Genomic DNA, 19,115 nt, shown 5'->3' on the forward strand with positions numbered 1-19,115 from the left:
GGATGTCAGAGGTGGCGGCGGCGGGCGGCGGCGTGCTCGTCGTACGCCCGGCGGGCGGCGAGGGCCGCCGGACGCGTCGCGGTCTCGGCAACGGGTACATCCCACCAGGCCTGGGCCGGCGGCGCGCCCGGCACTGTGTCAGATGTTTGCGTCTCCACATAGACACATGTGGGCGTTTTTGCGCCACGGGCCTCGGCCAGGGCGGTGCGCAGCTCGGCGACGGTCGAGGCGCGCAGCACCCGCATGCCCAGGGAGGCGGCGTTGGCCGCGAGATCGACGGGCAGCGGCGCGCCGGTGTACGTGCCGTCCGCGGCGCGGAAGCGGTAGTCGGTGCCGAAGCGCTCGCCGCCGGTCTCCTGGGAGAGGCCGCCGATGGAGGCGTAGCCGTGGTTCTGGACGAGGACGAGGGTGATGTTGATGCCCTCCTGGACGGCGGTGACGATTTCAGTGGGGTTCATCAGGTATGTACCGTCGCCGACGAGCGCCCACACCGGGCGGTCGGGAGCGGCCATCTTGACCCCGATCGCGGCCGGGATCTCATAGCCCATGCAGGAGTAGCCGTATTCGAGGTGGTACTGCCTGCGGGACCGGGCGCGCCAGAGTTTGTGCAGGTCGCCGGGGAGGGAACCGGCCGCGTTGAGCACGATGTCGTCCGCGTCGACGATCCCGTCCAGGGCGCCGAGGAGCTGGGTCTGCGACGGCTGCGCGGACGGGTCCGGTGCCGCGTAGGCGGCGTCCACCCGGCGCTCCCAGTCCGCCTTGGCGGCGGCGTACTCCGCCTCGTAGGCCGCGTCGACCCGGTGGCCGGCCAGGGCCTCGCGGAGCGCGTCGAGTCCGGCGCGGGCGTCGGCGACCAGGGCGAGGGCACCGAGCTTGTGGGAGTCGAACGCGGCGATGTTGAGGTTGACGAAGCGGACTTCGGGCTCGGCGAAGAGGGTGCCGGAGGCGGTGGTGAAGTCGGTGTAGCGGGTGCCGACGCCGATCACCAGGTCGGCGCGGCGGGCCAGTCCGTCGGCGGTGGCGGTGCCGGTGTGGCCGATGCCGCCGACGTCCGCCGGGTGGTCGTGGGCCAGCGAGCCCTTGCCCGCCTGGGTGGACGCCACGGGGATGCCCGTCGCCTCGGCGAACGCCCGCAGCGCCGCCTCCGCCTCGCTGTGGTGGACGCCGCCGCCCGCGACGATCAGCGGCCGGCGGGCCTGCCGCACCGCCCGGACCGCCTCCGCCAGCGCGTCGGCGTCCGGCGCGGGCCGGGGGACCCGCCACACCCGGTCGGCGAAGAACTCCGCTGGCCAGTCGTACGCCTCGGCCTGGACGTCCTGCGGCAGGGCGAGGGTGACGGCGCCGGTCTCGACCGGGTCGGCGAGCACCCGCATCGCCTGGAGGGCGGCCGGGATCAGCGCCTCGGGGCGGGTGATCCGGTCGAAGTAGCGGGAGACCGGGCGCAGCGCGTCGTTGACCGACACATCGCCCGCGGTGGGCACTTCGAGCTGCTGGAGCACCGGGTCGGCGGGGCGGGTGGCGAACACGTCGCCGGGCAGCAGCAGGACCGGGATGCGGTTGACGGTGGCGAGCGCGGCGCCGGTGACGAGGTTGGTGGCGCCGGGCCCGATGGAGGTGGTCACCGCCTGCGCCGAGAGCCGGTCGCGCTGGCGCGCGAACCCCACCGCGGCGTGCACCATGGCCTGTTCGTTGCGCCCCTGGAAGTACGGGAGCCTCGGCGGCCCACCGGCCTGGGGCGCCGCGCTGCCGGACTCCAGCAGCGCCTGCCCGATCCCGGCGACGTTGCCATGGCCGAAGATGCCCCAGCAGGCGGCGATCAGGCGGTGCCGGCGGCCGTCCCGCTCTGTGTACTGGTGGGCCAGGAACTCGACCAGGGCCTGGGCGACGGTCAGCCGCCGGGTCCCGGGCGCGGGGGCCGCCGCCGCCTTTGCGGTGGTGTCGGCGGCGTGGCCCGGGGTCTTGATCGGGTCGTTCGTCGGAGGGTTCGTCGGGTCGCTCGTCGGCGCGGTCATCGCGGGTCTCCTGCCGGTGCCGGGCTGGTGTACAGGGGGAGTCGGGGGTCGACCGGCTGCTGCGGCCAGGTCGTACGGATCCAGCCGTGGTCGGGGTGGTCGCAGATCAGCCACTCGCGCTGCTCGCCCGGCCCCGCCATGACGTTGAGGTAGTACATGTCGTGGCCGGGGGCGGCGATGGACGGGCCGTGCCAGCCGTCCGGGATCAGCACCGCATCGCCCGTACGGACCTCGGCGAGGACCTCCGTGCCGCGGCCGCGCCCGGAGGGCGTCACCCGCTGGTAGCCCAGGCCGTCCGTCCCGTGGGCGGCCGCGATCTCGAAGTAGTAGATCTCCTCCAGCTCGGACTCCTCCCCGGGGCGGCACTCGTCGTGCTTGTGCGGTGGGTAGGACGACCAGTTGCCGCCGGGGGTGAGCACTTCCACCGCGATCAGCCGGTCGCAGTCGAACACGTCGGCCGCGCCGAAGTTGTTGACCTGCCGGGAGCAGCTGCCGGTGCCGCGCAGCTCCACGGGCACGTCGGACGCGGCGCCGTACCGGGCGGGCAGCCGGCGTGCGCAGCGCGCCCCGGTGAGCGCGAACCGCCCGCCGGCCCGGCTGCCGATCCGCACCCGCGCGTCCCGCGGCACGTAGGCGAAGTCGGTCACCCCGCTGAACACGCTCTCCCGGCCGGCCAGTTCGAAGCGCGCCTCCTTAGGACCGTCCACCTGGACCGTGCAGCCGCCGGAGAGCGGCAGCACGATCCACTCGCTGTCGCCGGTCGCGAAGGAGTGGTCGCCGCCCGACGGCAGTTCGAGGATCCGCAGCGAGGAGTACCCCCAGCCGGCCCGCTCGGGCGAGACGTCGAGGACGTAGGGACCGGCGGCGCCGCGGCCGGCCGCGAGATGGAAGCCGGCGGACCGGTCGCAGGCGCGGGCCGCGGGGCCGCCCGCCCCCTCCCGCGCCTGTGCGGACCGGTGGCCTTCCCGGGTGTCTGCAAACTCAGCACTCATGACAACAAGTCTCCTACTCACCACTGACAGTGACATGGACGGCGGTGCGGCGCGCCCGCTCCGGCGCCGGCCGCGGCCGGCCTAGAGAAGCCCCACGGCCGTGTCCACCGCCGCGGCCACGTCGCCGTCCGCGGGGTAGAGGAGCGAGCGGCCCACGACCAGGCCGTGCACGGTCGGCAGCCGCAGCGCCTTGCGCCACTTCTCGTAGGCGGCCTCCTGCTCCCGCACGGTCCCGCCGACGTTGCCGCCCAGGAGGACGGTGGGGAGGGTGGAGGTCTCGCAGACCCGGGCCATCGCGTCCGGGTCGTCGGTCACCGGCAGCTTCAGCCAGGTGTAGGCGGACGTGCCGCCGAGGCCGGAGGCGATGGCGACGGAACGGGTGACGGCGTCGGGACTGAGGTCGTTGCGGACCGTGCCGTCGATCCGGTGGGAGAGGAACGGCTCGACGAACGTGGGCAGTTCCCGTTCCGCCATCGCGTCGATGGCGCGGGCCGTGGCCTCCAGTGTGGCCAGCGACCCGGGGTCGCCGTAGTCGATGCGCAGCAGGAGCTTGCCCGCGTCGAAGCGGAGCCGGGCGATGTCCTGGGGGCGGTGGCCGGTGAACCGGTCGTCCATCTCGAAGGAGGCGCCCGCGATGCCGCCGCGGTTCATGGAGCCCATGACGACCTTGCCTTCGAGGGCGCCGAGCAGCAGCAGGTCCTCCAGGATGTCGGCGGTGGCCAGCACCCCGTCGACACCGGGCCGGGACAGCGCGAGGACGAGCCGTTCGAGGAGGTCGATGCGGTTGGCCATGGCCAGGTGGCGGTCGCCGACGGCGAGCGCGCCCCGGGCCGGATGGTCGGCGGCCACGATCATCAGCCGGCCGCTGTCGCCGAGCAGCGGGCGACGGGTGCGGCGGGCGGCGGCCTCCGCGACGGCTTCGGGATGCCGGGCCCGGAGCGCCGGGAGGTCACTGATCCGAGGAGTCAAGGCTCAACTCACCTTCTTGAGGGCGGGGGTGGGGCGTGACGGGGTCGGGGCGGCGCGGCTCACCGCCCCGCCAGGAACTCCTCGACCTCTGCCGCCGTCGGCATCGCGGACGAGCACGCCAGGCGGGAGGCGACGATCGCCCCGGCGGCGTTGGCATGGCGCATCATCGGCTCCAACTCCCAGCCGGACAGCAGCCCGTGGCACAGCGACCCGCCGAATGCGTCCCCGGCCCCGAGCCCATTGACGACCTCGACGGGGAGCGGCGGCACCTCGGCGGTGCGCCCGTCCCGGTGCACGGCGAGCACCCCCTTGGGGCCCTGCTTGATGACGGCCAGTTCCACGCCCCGCTCCAGCAGCGCCTCGGCGCAGGCCCTCGGGTCCCGCAGGCCGGTGGCGACCTCGGCCTCGTCCACGTTGCCGACCGCGACGGTGGCGTGCTCCAGCGCCGCCTCGTAGTACGGCCGGGCGGCGGCCATCGCCGCGGCACCGGACGCCCCGCCGTCCCCGGAGGCGCCGCCCTCCCCGCCCCAGAACATCGGCCGCCAGTCCAGGTCGAAGACCGTGGTCCCCTTCCGGGCACGGGCCTTCAGCGCGGCCAGGGTGGCGGAGCGGCTCGGCTCCTCGCACAGCCCGGTGCCGGTGATCCAGAAGATCCGGGCCGCGCAGATCGCCGCCAGGTCCAGCTCCTCGGGGTGGATGACCAGGTCGGGGGCCTTGGGGCGGCGGTAGAAGTAGAGCGGGAAGTCGTCCGGGGGGAAGATCTCGCAGAAGGTCACCGGGGTGGGCAGGTCCGGCACCGGGGTCACCCAGCGGTCGTCCACGCCGAAGTCGCGCAGCGCCTGGTGGACGTACTCCCCGAACGGGTCGCGCCCGGTACGGCTGATGACGGCGCTCCGACGCCCCAACCGGGCGGCGGCCACCGCCACGTTGGTGGCGGACCCGCCGAGGAACTTCCCGAACGTCTCCACCCAGGCGAGCGACACCCCGGTCTGCAACGGGTAGATGTCCACCCCGGTGCGCCCCATGGTGATCAGGTCGTACGGCTCGGTCATAGACGCCCCTTCGGGTCGCCCGGCGCAGCGGTGGGGACCTGGTGCCCCGTGCTCGACGCTCAGGCGCTCACGTGGGTGAGCGCGAGGCCGAGCGCTCGGGCAGGCCGGCGCGGCGGATCGGGTCGGTCGATCGGAACCGGCTCTCGCGCCGGTTCCAGCTCCGCCCAAAGGTCTAACGGCCCGCCACAAACCCTGTCAACACTTTGTCCTTACATTAAGACGTCAGTCATCTCACTCCGCCCACGAAACCCTCCCCGCACCTCCCGGGGGCGCCACACCCGGACCACCAGGAACGCACCCAGCCCGCAAAGTCCTTAAGTCCTTATGTCAGGACGAAGTCTTGACACTCCCCAGGGCGACAGCGAGGCTGTGCCCCACAACCCACCCCAGCGCCTCCCGGTCACCGCCGACCGGCGAGAGGAGAGCCGCAGCATGTCCGCACCCCGTGCCGCCTCGCCCGTACTGGACCGCCTCCGCATCGGTTCCGCCCCCGACTCCTGGGGCGTCTGGTTTCCCGACGACGCACAGCAAGTCCCCTGGCAGCGCTTCCTGGACGAGGTCGCCGAGGCCGGCTACGAGTGGATCGAACTCGGCCCCTACGGCTATCTGCCCACCGACCCCGCCGCCCTGCGCGCGGAGACCACCCGGCGCGGCCTGGCGGTCTCAGCCGGCACCGTCTTCACCTCGATGCACCACGGCCCGTCCGTCTGGGACCGGACCTGGGCCCACGTCTCCGAAGTCGCCACGCTCACCCAAGCGATGGGCGCGAAGCACCTCGTCGTCATCCCGTCCTTCTGGCGGGACGACAAGACCGCCGAGATCATCGAGCCCCGCGAGTTGACCGTCGAGCAGTGGAAGCACCTGACCACCGGCATGGAACGGCTGGCGCGGCAGGTGCGCGACACCTTCGGGCTGGACATCGTCGTGCACCCGCACGCCGACACCCACATCGACACCGAGGAGCACGTGGAGCGCTTCCTCGACGCCACCGACTCCGACCTGGTCAACCTCTGCCTGGACACCGGCCATTACGCCTACTGCGGCGGCGACAGCGTCAAGCTGATCCGCACCTACGGCGAGCGGATCGGCTACCTCCACCTCAAGCAGGTGGACCCGGACATCCTCAGTGACGTCGTCGCCAAGGGGACGCCGTTCGGCCCGGCCGTCCAACAGGGCGTGATGTGCGAACCGCCGCTGGGCGTCCCGGCGCTGCCGCCCGTCCTGGAGGCCGCCCAGGAGCTGGACGTCGACCTCTTCGCCATCGTCGAGCAGGACATGTACCCGTGCCCGCCCGACCAGCCGTTCCCGATCGCCCGGCGGACGCGCCGCTTCCTGCGCTCCTGCGGGGCGTGAACACGGCAGCGTGTACGGAGAAACGTCCGCGTGCGCGCGGCGCGGAGGGACGACGCGCCGGGGCACGGACGAGACGGTGAACGAGACGGTGGACTAGAGGGATGGAGGAGAAGGAAGTGAAGGACGCGAAGGGTGCGCGCGGGACAGTGGGCGTGGCGGTCATCGGGACCGGACGGATGGGCGCCGACCATGTCCGCCGCATCAACGACGTGATCAGCGGGGCCAGGGTGGCCGCGGTGGCGGACATCGACGCCGAGCGCGCCGCACGGCTGGCCCAGGGCATCGAGGGGGCCACCGCGTACACCGATCCGGCCGCCGCCATGGACGATCCCGGTGTCGACGCCGTACTGATCGCCTCGCCGGGCCCGGCCCACGAGGCGGCGCTGCTCGACGCGTTCGCGCGCGATCTGCCGGTGCTGTGCGAGAAGCCGCTGACCCCGGACGCGGCCTCCGCCCTGCGGGTCATGGAGGCCGAGCGGAAACTGGGCCACCGGCGCGTCCAGGTGGGCTTCATGCGCCGCTACGACGCCGGGTACCGCACCCTGAAGTCCCTTCTGGACAACGGGACATACGGCCGCCCGCTGATGCTGCACAACAAGCACCGCAACGCCGACACCCCGCCCGGCTTCACCAACGCGATGATGATCAACGACTCGGTGGTGCACGAGATCGACGTGACCCGCTGGCTGCTGGACGACGAGATCACGGCCGTCCGGGTGCTGCGGCCGACGCCCACTGGCAACGCGCCGGAGGGGCTGAGCGACCCGCAGCTGATCCTCTTCGAGACGGCCGGCGGCCGGGTCGTGGACACCGAGCTCTTCGTCAACTGCGGCTTCGGCTACCAGGTCGGCTGCGAGGCGGTCTGCGAGAGCGGCACCGCACGGATCGGCGACGACCACGGCGTGTTCGTCAACGCCGCGGGCCGGTGGGGCGGTGCCGTTCCCCCCGGCTTCGTGGAGCGCTTCGAGGAGGCGTACGACCGGCAGGTGCAGCACTGGGTGGACGCCACCCGGCGCGGCGAGGTCGAGGGCCCCAGCTGCTGGGACGGCTACGCGGCCGCCGCGGTGTGCGAGGCGGGCGTGCGGGCGCAGACCACCGGGGAGCGGGTCGCCGTGGAACTGGTCGAGCGGCCGGATCTCTACCGCTGAGCAGACGTTCCCCCGGCGAACCCGGCGCGGCGGCGGGCGCGTTGACGTCGCCTGCGCGCCAGCGCGCGCCGGCGCCACGGGCGCGCCACCGCGCCGGGCGAGCCGCCGCCCCTCACCGATCGGTCGATCCACCGAGCCCTCATGTCACCGAAAGGCCGCACCATGAGTACTGCGCACGGTCCCCGCATGCCCCACGGGGCAGCGTCCCCGGCGAACGGGAGCTGACGATGGCGGCTCCCGGCAGTCCCACCACACCCACCGCCGGACCGGGCGAAAGCTCCGACGCCCCCGTCCACGGCAAGCTCCCGAATCAGGGTCACACCCCCTCCGGCCCCTCTTCCCGCTCCGGCCCCTCCGCCCGCGGCGCCAGCCGCTTCATCGTCGCCATCGCCGCGATCGCGGCGCTCGGCGGCGCCCTGTTCGGCTACGACACCGGGGTGGTGTCCGGCGCGCTCCCCTTCATGGAGCGGCACTTCGGCCTCACCTCCCTCAGTGAGGGCGTCATCACCAGCGCGCTCCTGATCGGCGCGGCCTTCGGCTCGCTGGCCGGCGGGCGGATGGCGGACACGCTGGGCAGGCGCAACTCCCTGCTGTGGGCGGGGGTGGTGTTCATCGGCGGGGCGGTGGCGGTCGCGCTGGCGCCGACCGTGCCGGTCATGACGGCGGCCCGCTTCGTGCTGGGGCTCGCGGTCGGCAGCGCCTCCGTCATCACCCCGCTCTACCTCTCCGAGATCGCACCCGCGCACCTCCGCGGCCGGCTGGTCTCGTTCAACTCCCTGATGATCGTCAGCGGCCAGCTGCTGGCCTACCTCGTCAACGCGGTGCTGGCCCATTGGGAGGCCTGGCGCTGGATGCTGGGACTGGCCGCGCTGCCCGCCGTGGCGCTGTTCCTCGGCGTCCTCTTCCTGCCCGACACCCCGCGCTGGTACATCAGCCGGGGCCGGCCGGAGGCGGCCGCCGAGGTGCTGCACCGCACGCTGCCCGCCGACGACGTCCGGGACGAGCTCACCCGCATCGAACAGGCCCGCACCCTGGAGGCCGACGCCCGGCGCGGAGCCTTCCAGGAACTGCAACTCCCCTGGGTGCGGCGGCTGTTGCTGATCGGCATCGGGCTCGCCGTCGTCCAGCAGATCACCGGGGTCAACGCGGTCGTCTACTTCGCCCCCAAGATCCTGGCGACGACCGGCCTGGGCACCAACGCCGCGATCACCGCCACCATCGCCGTCGGCGCCGTCTCGGTCATCGCCACGGCGATCGGGATGTCCCTGATCGACCGGGTGGGCCGGCGCCCTCTGCTCCTCTGGGGGCTCTCGGGGATGGCGGTGTCCCTGGTCCTGCTGGGAGCGGCGTTCCACCTGCCCCGCTCCACCGCCGTCAGCTACCTGGTCCTCGCCCTGATGGTCCTCTACATGGGCTTCATGCAGGCGACGCTCAACACGGGCGTGTGGCTGCTGCTCGCCGAGATGTTCCCGCTCAAGGTCCGCGGACTCGCCATGGGCGCGGCGGTGTTCGTGATGTGGCTGGTCAACTTCGGGGTCGCGCTGGCCTTCCCGGTGCTGCTCGACGCGGTGGGCGCCGCGATCACGTTCTGGCTGTTCAGCGCGATGTGCGTGCTCTCGCTGGTCTTCTGCAAACGCTATGCGCCGGAGACCAAGGGGCTGGCGCTGGAGGACCTGGAACACGAGCTGCGGCGCACCGCCGAGGGCGCCGGACCGTCCACCGCCGCCCCCTGACCGTCCGCCCCTGCGACAGGCGTCCGTCAACCGCCGCCGTCGACCGGCGACCATCCGACAAGCAGCCGTCCGGTTCACCACGCCGGCACCGCCTGACTGTCCCTCCCCTGTCACGGCTGTCGCCCGCCTGTTACGGCTGTCACCGTTACGCGAGTCTTTCGTCACAGCCCTTCGACAGCCCCTCGCCCACGGTCACGCACCGTCGTTGTCCGGGCACAGGGTGGATGATCACCCGTCGTACGCAGCCCCCCGCCGGCTCACCGGGCCGCACCTGCGTGCGGTACCAAGGAGGTGCGTAGGGATGACAGACCGAAGGCTCTGGTCGTACAAAGAAATCGCCGCCCATATCCAGGTACAGCCGGACACCGTTCGCTCCTACCGGAAGCACGGTTTACTGCCGGAGCCCGACCTGGTGGAGGGCGGCAAACCGTACTGGTACGCCGACACCGTCAGAGCCTGGGTGGCACGGCGCCCGGGCCAGCGCGGACGATAAGTCGACGCGTGAGCCGGTGAACACCTCCGCGCGTGCGCCGCCCCTGAGGCGAGCCGTTCGCCGCCCTGCTGAACGACGGCGAGCCGGGCGCCCGAACGGTCCCGGACCTCACCACGGCCACATCGCACACCCCGTTCACCCGCCTCACGGACCTCGCGGCCAACCCGCTCACCGCCCTCCGCCAGCAGCGGATACGCATCCTCCGTCGAACCGGAGAGGTCCGCACCACCCGCGATCCGCCGACCGACCGTCGCCCTCGCGCGTGCTGGGCCGGCAGGGCGGTGCGCAACCGACCCGCCCCGCCTCTCGCCTCCTCCCGGCCCTGCCCCCATCCCCGCCCCAGGGCCCGCCCGGCGGCACCGCGCGCTCCCCGATCCCGTCCCGACGCGCCGCCGTCACCCCGGAGCGGTACGTCATGCGCCCCCTGGCAGCGGTGCTTCGCCGCCCTCCCGCGGCGGTGCGGTCGAGCCCCTGATCTCCAGTTCCGGGACGACGAGTCGACGTTCCGCTGGTGCGTCGGGGTGCGCCATCCGCTCCACCAGGCAGCGGGCGGCGCGGCGGCCCACCTCGTGACTGGCGTTGTTGACGGAGTTCAGCCAGAGGTGGCGGATGCGGGCGAGGTAGGTGTTGTCGTAGCCGACGAGGGAGAGGTCGGCGGGCACATCGAGCCCCAGTTCTCCGGCGGCGGACAGCGCGCCGATACCGCAGAGGTCGTTGAACGCGAAGACGGCGGTGGGGCGGTGGCCGCCGCCGGCCGGGCCGAGCAGGCGCACCGCGGCGCGATAACCGCCCTCCTCCGTCCCGTCACCGCTCTCCACCACGGCGTGCGCGGCCGGCCCGTGGTCGCGCATCGCGGCCTCGAAGCCGCGCCGGCGCAGTGCGCCGACCACTCCCGGACCGGCGATATGGGCGATCCGGCGGTGGCCGAGGCCGAGGAGGTGCTCGGTGGCGAGGCGGGCGCCGCGTTCGTCGTCGTTGGCGACGATGTCGGCGCGCGGCAGCCGGGGTTCGTGGTTGCCGGCGATGACGGTCGGCAGCCGCTCGGCGACCTCGGCCAGCCCCTCGGTGTCCGGGAGGGTGCCGACGACGACCAGGCCGTCGACCCGGAGCTCCTGGAAGGTGCGGGCGAACTCCTGGCCCGCATGCCGGTCCAGGCGGCCATCGGCCATCAGCATCCGCAGACCGTGCGCGTGCAGCAGCGAGTTGAGGCCGTCGAGGACGTCCACGAACCAGGGGTTGCGCATGTCGTTCAGCAGGACGCCGACGGTGTGGGTGCGCCGGGCGACCAGGCTGCGGGCGGCGGCGTTGGGCCGGTAGCCGAGCTCGTCGATGGCGTCCAGAACGGCCTGCCGCTTGGCGTCGCTGACCCGCGGCGAGCCCTGGAGGACGAGCGAGACCAACGACTTGGAGACGCCGGCGCGTTCGGCGACACCGCGGATCGTCGGGGGCCGGTCCGCGACACCGGGCCGCTGCTCGTCGGGCTTGCCCGGTGCTTCATTGGACCGTTCCATGAACGGGGATCCTTCCATCGGGCCAGGTCGGGGTCAACGCGGGCCACGTCGGTGCGGGGGTGGGGCGGATGCGGGCGGCCGCGTCCCGGTTCCCGCTCTCTGTCGGTGGCGGTAGGTGAAGGGCTCCCGCCGCAAGCCGAGCCCATCTGGCTGGAGTTGATGCGGTGGCGACACCATCGACGCTCCACCGCGCAGGGGTTGACATACAGACATAAGGACATGCAGGGTGCCGAGTGACGCCACCCGTTGGAGCGTTCCAATAGTCGTCCAACCCGGCCCCTCCCCCCTTCCTTCTCTCGCCCTTCTCCCTCCTCTCCCCCTCCGCCTCCTCGAAGGGACCCCCATGAAGATCGGCCTGATCGGCACCGGGCGCATCGGCGCGTTCCATGCCGCGACCCTCCAGAACGTCCCCGGCGTCACCGGCCTCGTGGTCGCCGACGCGGATCCGGCGCGGGCCGCCGCACTCGCGGACACCCTGGGCGTGGCCGCCGCCGACAGCATCGAGGCGATGTACGCGGCCAGGGTGGACGCCGTGGTGATCACCGCCGCGACCAGTGCGCACGCCGCCCTGATCCATCAGGCCCTGGACGCCGGCGTACCGGTGTTCTGCGAGAAGCCGGTGGCGTTGGACGTACCGGGCACCCGCGCCGTCGTGGCGCGTGCGGCGGCCGGCACGGTGCCCGTGCAGATCGGTTTCCAGCGGCGGTTCGACGCCGGGTACCGCGCGGCCCGCGAGGCGCTGCGCTCCGGCGCGTTGGGCTGGCTGCACACCCTGCGTGCCTGCACCAGCGACCAGTCGCCGCCGCCGGCGGCCTTCATCCCCACCTCCGGCGGGCTGTTCCGGGACTGCAGCATCCACGACTTCGACATCATGCGCTGGCTGACGGGCCGCGAGGTGGTCTCGGTCTACGCCCAGGGCGCCAACCGCGGCGCGGACTTCTTCGCCGCCGGCGACGACGTCGACACCTGCGCCGCACTGCTCCGCTTCGACGACGACACCCTGGCCACCGTCACCGCGACCCGCTACAACGGCGCGGGCCATGACGTCCGGCTGGAGGTCTGCGGCTCCGCCGGCGCCCGGTTCGTCGGCCTGGACGACCGGGCACCGATGCCGTCCGCCGAGGCCAAGCTCTCCTGGCAGCGGGCGGACGCCCCGTACGCCACGTTCATGGAGCGGTTCCACGAGGCGTATGTGACCGAGCTGGGTGTCTTCGTCGAGGTGGCCGCGGGCCGGATGCCCAGCCCCTGCACCCCGGCCGAGGCGCTGGAGGCGCTGTACGTCGCGGAGGCGTGCGACCGCTCGCGGCGCACCGGCCGACCGGTGGCCGTCGCGGACGTGCGCGCCGCCGCGGACGAGGGGGCGGCGCCCGGCGTATGACCGGCAAGGACGCCAACGCCGGCCTCCCGGCTCGGCAGTTGGCCGCCGGGCCCGGGGCGCAGCGCGGCGCGGCACCGTTCGCCGCGCTGCGGCTCTTGACTCACCCCCTCGGCCCGGCCTCCCCGGCTCCGCCTCCGACCTCCGGCCTACGGCAACGCCGCCCGCCACTCGTTGGCCCGTATGAGGTGGCCCTTGGGGTATTCGACCTCGCACGCCCCGACCAGGGTGAAGCCGGCCTTGCGGCATACCGCGTTCGACGCGGCGTTGGCCACGGAGGGGAAGGCGTGGACGATGCGGTGCCGGCCCTCGGCGGCGGCCGCGGCCAGGACCTGGCGCACCGCGGCGACCGCGACGCCCCGGCCCTGGACGTCGGGGAGCACGCCCCAACCCGCCTCGTACACCGGCGCTCCCCTCCACTGCGCCTCCCAGAAGCCGACCGTCCCCACCGCCTCGCCCGCCGGCAGGAGCACGATGCGGTACATCCGGCCCGGCCCCTCGTCGTCGAGGTATCTGCGGTGGCGGCGGGCGAGCTGCTCCGCGGTCTCGGGGCCGCCCAAGTGCCGGGTCATCTCCGGGGCGTTGGCCCTGCGCAGCAGGTCGAGGCCGTCCGCCGCCCACGGCTCGATCCGTACGTCGGAAGCGGCGACCCGCGGCGCCGTTCCCCGCGTGCCGTCCATTCCTTCGGCTTCCCGCGCGCCGTGCGTTCCTTCCGCTTCCCGCGCGCCGTTCGCTGCTTCAGCTCTCCGTTCCGTCATGACATCAACGGTACGGACGACCACTGACAGTCACGCCGCGGCGGTGGGTGACGCCTGGTCATCGCCCTCTTCACGGTCGGGGCACGGTGGTTCGCCGGGGGTCTGGCCGGCGCCCCGGGCGCGCAGGGCGCGGCGGCGGGTGCCCCACTCGACGGCGGTGCCGACGGCGGCGACGAGGACGGAGGCGCCGATACCGATGGCGGCGGCGTAGAGGCGGTTCCCGGCGGCGGCGCTGCCGAGGTAGCCCAGGCCGACCGAGTAGGCCGCCCACAGGGACTCGGCGAGCCCGGCACCGACCAGGTACCGGCGCACCGGGTAGCGCAACACCCCGCAGGTCAGCGGCCCGGCGATCCGCCCACTGGGCAGGAACCGCACGGCGATCACGAAGGGGACCCCGTGCCGCCGGACGTGGCGGGCGGTCCATTCGAGGGCCGCGCGCCGGCGCGGGCGGCGCAGCATCCAGGCGCGGACGGGACCGCCGAACCGCCGCGCGACGAGGTACATCAGCAGGTCGCCGAGGAGGGCGCTGCCCGCGACGATCGCCAGGACGAGCGGGAGCGCGGCATGGCCTTCGGAGGCGAGGACGCCGGCGGAGACCAGCAGCCCGGAGTTGGGGACCAGCGGCGGCAGGGTGGTGAGCGCCAGCAGCCCGTAGAGGGCGAGTGTGCCGTCCATCCGGCTGCCTCCTCGGATCCGCACCCCGAGTCCGTACCCCCAGGCTGACGCGCGGCGGGACGGGCGGCAACGCGTGCGGCCGGGGCCCCCCAGGGCTTGGCTCATACCCCTAGGGGGTATACAGTGAGGGACGCCGGGAGGGTGACGCCGACCGCCACCGCACTCCCCCGCGCCACTTGGGCACCACACTGGGCGCAACGGCCACACCGACCCGTACCGGCACATGCCGGTACACACGGCACCACAAGGAGAAACCCATGGCTGAGAACGGCTCCTGCTGCACCCCTGAAGGCTCCTGCCACACCGGCGGCGACACCGCCGTCGAGGTCGGCGCGGTGACCGCCACCTACAAGGTCAGCGGCATGACCTGCGGCCACTGCGAGGGCGCGGTGTCGTCCGAGATCGGCGAGATCGCCGGGGTGAGCTCGGTGCAGGCGGTCGCGGCGACCGGTCTGGTGACCGTCACCTCGAAGGCGCCGCTGGACGAGGCCGCGGTGCGCGCCGCGATCGACGAGGCGGGGTACGAGCTCGTGGGCCAGGCCTGATCCACGACGGATCCCCGACCCCCTTCACGACGAGGCGCAGGGCACACCCGCCGGCAGCGGGCACGCCCTGCGCCTCGCGTGCACCCGCCCCCGGCCGGCGGAATTCACTCCCACAACCGGACACCCACGGTAATCACGGCAGACCGGGACGATCAACGACGAACGATCACGACACCGGGATGCGGTCTCGGAAATTCACATCGTTCTTACAACTGGCACAACACCCATACCTCTGCGCCCCGATCTCCCAAAAGAAGTCCTTGACCAGATTCGCCCCCATATGGCATGAGACTCAGATCACACTCTTCGGAACGTAACCATCGAGGGGGGTCGCGAGTCTAACCGGGCAAGTGCAGGCACCCCGGCGGGGCTTGCACTGCGAAAGCCGTGTCGGTCTTTGGGGGACCGTCCCGGCTCCGCGTTGGCCGGGGCGACGCGCCCGGGGAGCTTTGAGCGGCCCTCCCGTATGTGCGCGTCCCGGCAGAGCGCGGTGCAACCCGGAACGCCCGGACGGATCCCGTGGGGGGAATCCGCACCGGGACAAGGGAAGCGCCCCGCACTCTGGACCCGTGGGGGGATCCTGAGGCGGGGCGCTTTCTTTTTCCACGCGCTCGCGCTACGGCGCCGACGGGGGCACCCTGGTCGCGTTTGCGCGATTATCGATCACCAGTGTGTAGCGGCCGGGCTTGTCCGGCCGTTCGCGGTGGCCGGACTCAGCGTTCCTGGACGGGCACGAAGTCGCGCTCGACGACGCCGGTGTAGACCTGCCGCGGGCGGCCGATGCGGGAGCCGGGCTCGGTGATCATCTCGTGCCACTGGGCGATCCAGCCGGGCAGCCGGCCGAGCGCGAAGAGCACGGTGAACATCTCGGTCGGGAAGCCCATCGCCCGGTAGATCAGACCGGTGTAGAAGTCGACGTTCGGGTAGAGCTTGCGCTCGACGAAGTAGTCGTCGGCCAGCGCGTGCTCTTCGAGCTTGAGGGCGATGTCGAGGAGCTCGTCCTCCTTGCCCAGCGCCGAGAGGACGTCGTGCGCCGCCGCCTTGATGATCTTCGCCCGGGGGTCGAAGTTCTTGTAGACGCGGTGCCCGAAGCCCATCAGCTTCACGCCGTCTTCCTTGTTCTTCACCTTGCGGATGAAGGAGTCGACGTCGCCGCCGGCGTCGCGGATGCCTTCCAGCATCTCCAGCACCGACTGGTTGGCGCCGCCGTGCAGGGGGCCCCAGAGGGCGTTGATGCCCGCCGAGATCGAGGCGAAGAGGTTCGCCTGCGAGGAGCCGACCAGGCGCACGGTGGAGGTCGAGCAGTTCTGCTCGTGGTCCGCGTGCAGGATCAGCAGCTTGTCGAGCGCGCTGACCACGACCGGGTCCAGCTCGTACTCGGCGGCGGGGACCGAGAAGGTCATCCGCAGGAAGTTCTCGACGTAGCTGAGGTCGTTGCTCGGGTAGACGACCGGGTGGCCGACCGACTTCTTGTAGGCATAGGCCGCGATCGTCGGCAGCTTGGCCAGCAGGCGGATCGTGGAGATGTGCCGCTGCCGCTCGTCGAACGGGTTGTGGCTGTCCTGGTAGAAGGTCGACAGCGCGCTGACCACCGACGACAGCATGGCCATCGGGTGGGCGTCCCGCGGGAAGCCGTCGAAGAAACGCTTGACGTCCTCGTGGAGCAGGGTGTGGTACGTGATGTCCTGCTTGAAGGTCGCCAGCTCGTCGACGGTGGGCAGCTCACCGTTGATGAGGAGGTAGGCGGTCTCCACGAACGTGCTGCGCTCTGCGAGCTGCTCGATCGGGTAGCCGCGGTACCGCAGGATGCCCTTCTCACCGTCGAGGTAGGTGACCGCGGACTTATACGCCGCGGTATTGCCATAACCGGAATCCAGGGTCACCAGACCGGTCTGGGCGCGCAGCTTCGAGATGTCGAAGCCCTTGTCGCCGACCGAGCTGTCGACGACCGGGTAGCTGTATTCGCCGTCCCCGTAACGCAGTACTACAGAGTTGTCGCTCACGTCATCCCTCACCGACGTTGTGCCTCTTCTTCGAGGTGCCCTGACTGCCTATACCTTCCCCCATTTGGCCCTTGGATGTGCACTCGGGGTCGGCCATAGGGCCTCATCGCGGCACTCAGTGCCGCGACGGAGTCCATCCTGCTCCCGTTCGCCCCGATTACGAAAGGGGTGCGACATCAGATCGCTCCGGCGAGTCGGTGGTCCAGCGCGGTATGCCTGCGACCGGCGGATACCGTCCGCACGGCCTGCCCGAGGGCCCGTCGCGAGCCGACCAGCACCACCAGGCGCTTCGCCCGGGTCACGGCGGTGTAGAGCAGATTGCGCTGGAGCATCATCCAGGCGCTGGTGGTGACCGGAATCACCACGGCCGGATACTCGCTCCCCTGGGAGCGGTGGATCGTCACCGCATAGGCGTGGGCCAGCTCGTCCAGTTCGTCGAAGTCGTAGGGAACCTCCTCGTCCTCGTCGGTGAGGACGGTCAGCCGCTGCTCGACGGTGTCGAGCCCGGTGACCACCCCCACCGTGCCGTTGAAGACGCCGTTGCGGCCCTTCTCGTAGTTGTTCCTGATCTGGGTGACCTTGTCGCCGACGCGGAAGACCCGGCCGCCGAAGCGGCGCTCCGGCAGGTCGGGGCGGGCCGGGGTCACCGCCTGCTGGAGCAGGCCGTTGAGCGCCCCGGCGCCGGCCGGGCCGCGGTGCATCGGGGCCAGCACCTGGACGTCCCGGCGCGGGTCGAGGTCGAACCTCGCCGGGATGCGGCGCGCCACCACGTCGACCGTCAGCCGGGCCGCCTCCTCCGCGTCCTCCTCGGCGAACAGGAAGAAGTCGGCAAGGCCGCTGGTCAGTGGGGGGACGCCGGAATTGATGCGGTGGGCGTTGGTGACCACACCGGACTGCTGGGCCTGCCGGAAGATCCGGGTCAGGCGGACCGCCGGGACGGTCCCACCCGTCGCCCGGCCACCACCGCTGTCCGACGCGCCGCGCGCGGCCCCTCCCCCGTCGGCCAGCAGATCGCGGAGCACCTCGCCGGCGCCCACCGACGGCAGCTGGTCCACGTCCCCGACCAGCAGCAGATGGGCGCCCGGCGGCACCGCCTTGACGAGTTTGTTGGCCAACAGCAGATCGAGCATCGACGCCTCGTCGACCACGACCAGGTCGGCGTCCAGAGGGCGGTCGGCGTCGTAGGCGGCGTCCCCGCCCGGCTTCAGCTCCAGCAGGCGGTGGACGGTGGAGGCGTCCGCGCCGGTCAGCTCCGCCAGCCGCTTGGCCGCCCGGCCGGTGGGCGCCGCGAGCACCACCGTGGCCTGCTTGGCACGGGCCAGCTCGACCACCGAGCGGACCGTGAACGACTTGCCGCAGCCCGGGCCGCCGGTGAGCACCGCGACCTTGCTGGTCAGCGCCAGCCGGACCGCCGCCTGCTGCTCCGGCGCCAGCTGCGCCCCCGTACGCCGCGCCAGCCAGGCCAGCGCCTTGTCCCAGTCCACCCCCTGGAACGCGGGCATCCGGTCGTCGTCCGTGCGCAGCAGCCGGTTCAGCCGCCCGGCCAGGGAGAGCTCCGCGCGGTGGAACGGCACCAGATACACCGCGGTGACCGGGGTGCCGTCCTCCGGGCCGGGCACCTTCTCGCGGACCACGCCCTCCGGATCCTCGGCCAGCTCGGCCAGGCAGTCGATGACCAGGCCGGTGTCCACCTGGAGCAACTTCACCGCGTCCGCGATCAGTTGCTCCTCCGGAAGGAAGCAGTGCCCCTGGTCCGTGGACTGCGACAGGGCGTACTGGAGGCCGGACTTGACGCGGTCCGGGCTGTCGTGCGGGATGCCCACGGACTGGGCGATCTTGTCGGCGGTCAGGAAGCCGATGCCCCAGACATCGGCGGCCAGGCGGTAGGGCTGGTTCTTCACCACCGAGATCGACGCGTCGCCGTACTTCTTGTAGATCCGCACGGCGATGGAGGTGGAGACGCCGACGCCCTGGAGGAAGACCATGACCTCCTTGATGGCCTTCTGCTCCTCCCAGGCGGCGCCGATCAGCCTGGTGCGCTTGGGGCCCAGGCCGGGCACCTCGATCAGGCGCCCGGGGTCGGTCTCGATCACGTCGAGGGTGTCGATGCCGAAGTGCTCGGTGATCCGGTCGGCGATGCGGGGGCCGATGCCCTTGATCAGGCCCGAGCCCAGATAGCGGCGGATGCCCTGGACGGTGGCGGGCAGGACGGTGGTGTAGTTCTCCACCGTGAACTGCTTGCCGTACTGGGGGTGGGAGCCCCAACGGCCCTCCAACCGGAGCGACTCCCCCGGCTGCGCCCCCAGCAGCGCACCGACGACGGTCAGCAACTCACCGGAGCCGCGGCCGGTGTCGACCCTGGCTACCGTGTAGCCGTTCTCCTCGTTCGCGTAGGTGATCCGCTCCAGGACCCCTTCCACCACCGATCCGTTGACCATGCTTCGACGGTACCGCCAGGCGGTGACAGCGGGGTGGGAGAAGGGCGGGGCAGGCGGG

At 72.3% G+C, this 19,115-nt stretch carries 15 protein-coding genes; 6 read left to right on the forward strand and 9 right to left on the reverse strand.

Annotated features, from left to right (window positions below):
- Positions 1 to 5 precede the first annotated feature (5 nt).
- The 4 genes from iolD to iolC form a co-directional block, all read right to left on the reverse strand.
- On the reverse strand, positions 6 to 2,012 hold the full coding sequence (gene iolD / locus ACIQE0_RS07050; RefSeq protein ID WP_366336478.1) for a 3D-(3,5/4)-trihydroxycyclohexane-1,2-dione acylhydrolase (decyclizing): 2,007 nt from the start codon (positions 2,010 to 2,012) through the stop codon (positions 6 to 8).
- Positions 2,009 to 3,004 (reverse strand): 5-deoxy-glucuronate isomerase, encoded by a 996-nt coding sequence (iolB, locus tag ACIQE0_RS07055; protein ID WP_402329601.1) that lies wholly within the window; start codon positions 3,002 to 3,004, stop codon positions 2,009 to 2,011. Before iolB ends, iolD begins: the two co-directional genes overlap by 4 nt.
- Before the next feature lie 81 nt (positions 3,005 to 3,085).
- The gene (locus ACIQE0_RS07060) at positions 3,086 to 3,973 is read right to left on the reverse strand and encodes a deoxyribose-phosphate aldolase (protein WP_366336474.1); all 888 of its coding nucleotides are present in this window, start codon (positions 3,971 to 3,973) and stop codon (positions 3,086 to 3,088) included.
- Between the two features lie 59 nt (positions 3,974 to 4,032).
- Complete coding sequence (gene iolC / locus ACIQE0_RS07065; RefSeq protein ID WP_402329603.1) at positions 4,033 to 5,025, reverse strand: 5-dehydro-2-deoxygluconokinase; 993 nt, start codon at positions 5,023 to 5,025, stop codon at positions 4,033 to 4,035.
- Between the two features lie 432 nt (positions 5,026 to 5,457).
- On the opposite strand from iolC, the gene ACIQE0_RS07070 reads away from it, so the two are divergent.
- The 4 genes from ACIQE0_RS07070 (at position 5,458) to ACIQE0_RS07085 (ending at position 9,752) form a co-directional block, all read left to right on the forward strand.
- Positions 5,458 to 6,378, forward strand: a complete 921-nt coding sequence (locus tag ACIQE0_RS07070) for a sugar phosphate isomerase/epimerase family protein (protein ID WP_402329605.1) — start codon at positions 5,458 to 5,460, stop codon at positions 6,376 to 6,378.
- 101 nt (positions 6,379 to 6,479) lie between these two features.
- Positions 6,480 to 7,526 carry a Gfo/Idh/MocA family protein gene (locus ACIQE0_RS07075; protein ID WP_402329607.1) on the forward strand — a complete coding sequence of 349 codons (1,047 nt, stop codon included), beginning with the start codon at positions 6,480 to 6,482 and terminating at the stop codon, positions 7,524 to 7,526.
- Positions 7,527 to 7,753: 227 nt separating this feature from the next.
- Positions 7,754 to 9,259, forward strand: coding sequence for a sugar porter family MFS transporter (locus ACIQE0_RS07080; RefSeq protein ID WP_402329609.1), 1,506 nt, complete (start codon positions 7,754 to 7,756; stop codon positions 9,257 to 9,259).
- 301 nt (positions 9,260 to 9,560) lie between these two features.
- A complete protein-coding gene (locus tag ACIQE0_RS07085) occupies positions 9,561 to 9,752 on the forward strand; it encodes a MerR family transcriptional regulator (RefSeq protein WP_366336464.1) in 192 nt (63 codons plus the stop codon).
- A 413-nt stretch (positions 9,753 to 10,165) separates the two neighbouring features.
- Here the strand turns inward: ACIQE0_RS07085 and ACIQE0_RS07090 are convergent, their stop codons facing one another.
- Positions 10,166 to 11,263, reverse strand: a complete 1,098-nt coding sequence (locus ACIQE0_RS07090; protein WP_366336462.1) for a LacI family DNA-binding transcriptional regulator — start codon at positions 11,261 to 11,263, stop codon at positions 10,166 to 10,168.
- 343 nt (positions 11,264 to 11,606) lie between these two features.
- Here ACIQE0_RS07090 and ACIQE0_RS07095 point away from each other — a divergent pair, with 343 nt between their 5' ends.
- Positions 11,607 to 12,641 carry a Gfo/Idh/MocA family oxidoreductase gene (locus ACIQE0_RS07095; protein WP_402329612.1) on the forward strand — a complete coding sequence of 345 codons (1,035 nt, stop codon included), beginning with the start codon at positions 11,607 to 11,609 and terminating at the stop codon, positions 12,639 to 12,641.
- A gap of 146 nt (positions 12,642 to 12,787) precedes the next feature.
- On the opposite strand, the gene ACIQE0_RS07100 is transcribed toward ACIQE0_RS07095, so the two are convergent.
- Together ACIQE0_RS07100 and ACIQE0_RS07105 are read right to left on the reverse strand one after the other, a co-directional pair.
- Positions 12,788 to 13,318: a GNAT family N-acetyltransferase gene (locus ACIQE0_RS07100; RefSeq protein WP_402329835.1), complete on the reverse strand. Its 531-nt coding sequence runs from the start codon at positions 13,316 to 13,318 to the stop codon at positions 12,788 to 12,790.
- A gap of 108 nt (positions 13,319 to 13,426) precedes the next feature.
- Complete coding sequence (locus ACIQE0_RS07105) at positions 13,427 to 14,071, reverse strand: DedA family protein (protein WP_402329614.1); 645 nt, start codon at positions 14,069 to 14,071, stop codon at positions 13,427 to 13,429.
- A gap of 257 nt (positions 14,072 to 14,328) precedes the next feature.
- Here ACIQE0_RS07105 and ACIQE0_RS07110 point away from each other — a divergent pair, with 257 nt between their 5' ends.
- Positions 14,329 to 14,616 carry a heavy-metal-associated domain-containing protein gene (locus ACIQE0_RS07110; RefSeq protein ID WP_402329616.1) on the forward strand — a complete coding sequence of 96 codons (288 nt, stop codon included), beginning with the start codon at positions 14,329 to 14,331 and terminating at the stop codon, positions 14,614 to 14,616.
- A 713-nt stretch (positions 14,617 to 15,329) separates the two neighbouring features.
- Here the strand turns inward: ACIQE0_RS07110 and ACIQE0_RS07115 are convergent.
- Both ACIQE0_RS07115 and ACIQE0_RS07120 read right to left on the reverse strand, forming a co-directional pair.
- On the reverse strand, positions 15,330 to 16,619 hold the full coding sequence (locus ACIQE0_RS07115; RefSeq protein ID WP_366336452.1) for a citrate synthase: 1,290 nt from the start codon (positions 16,617 to 16,619) through the stop codon (positions 15,330 to 15,332).
- A 176-nt stretch (positions 16,620 to 16,795) separates the two neighbouring features.
- Entirely contained in the window at positions 16,796 to 19,057 is a 2,262-nt protein-coding gene (locus ACIQE0_RS07120) for an ATP-dependent RecD-like DNA helicase (protein ID WP_402329618.1), read from the reverse strand.
- Positions 19,058 to 19,115: the final 58 nt, after the last annotated feature.

It is taken from the genome of Streptomyces sp. NPDC093097 (assembly GCF_044754325.1).
GTDB lineage: Bacteria > Actinomycetota > Actinomycetes > Streptomycetales > Streptomycetaceae > Streptomyces.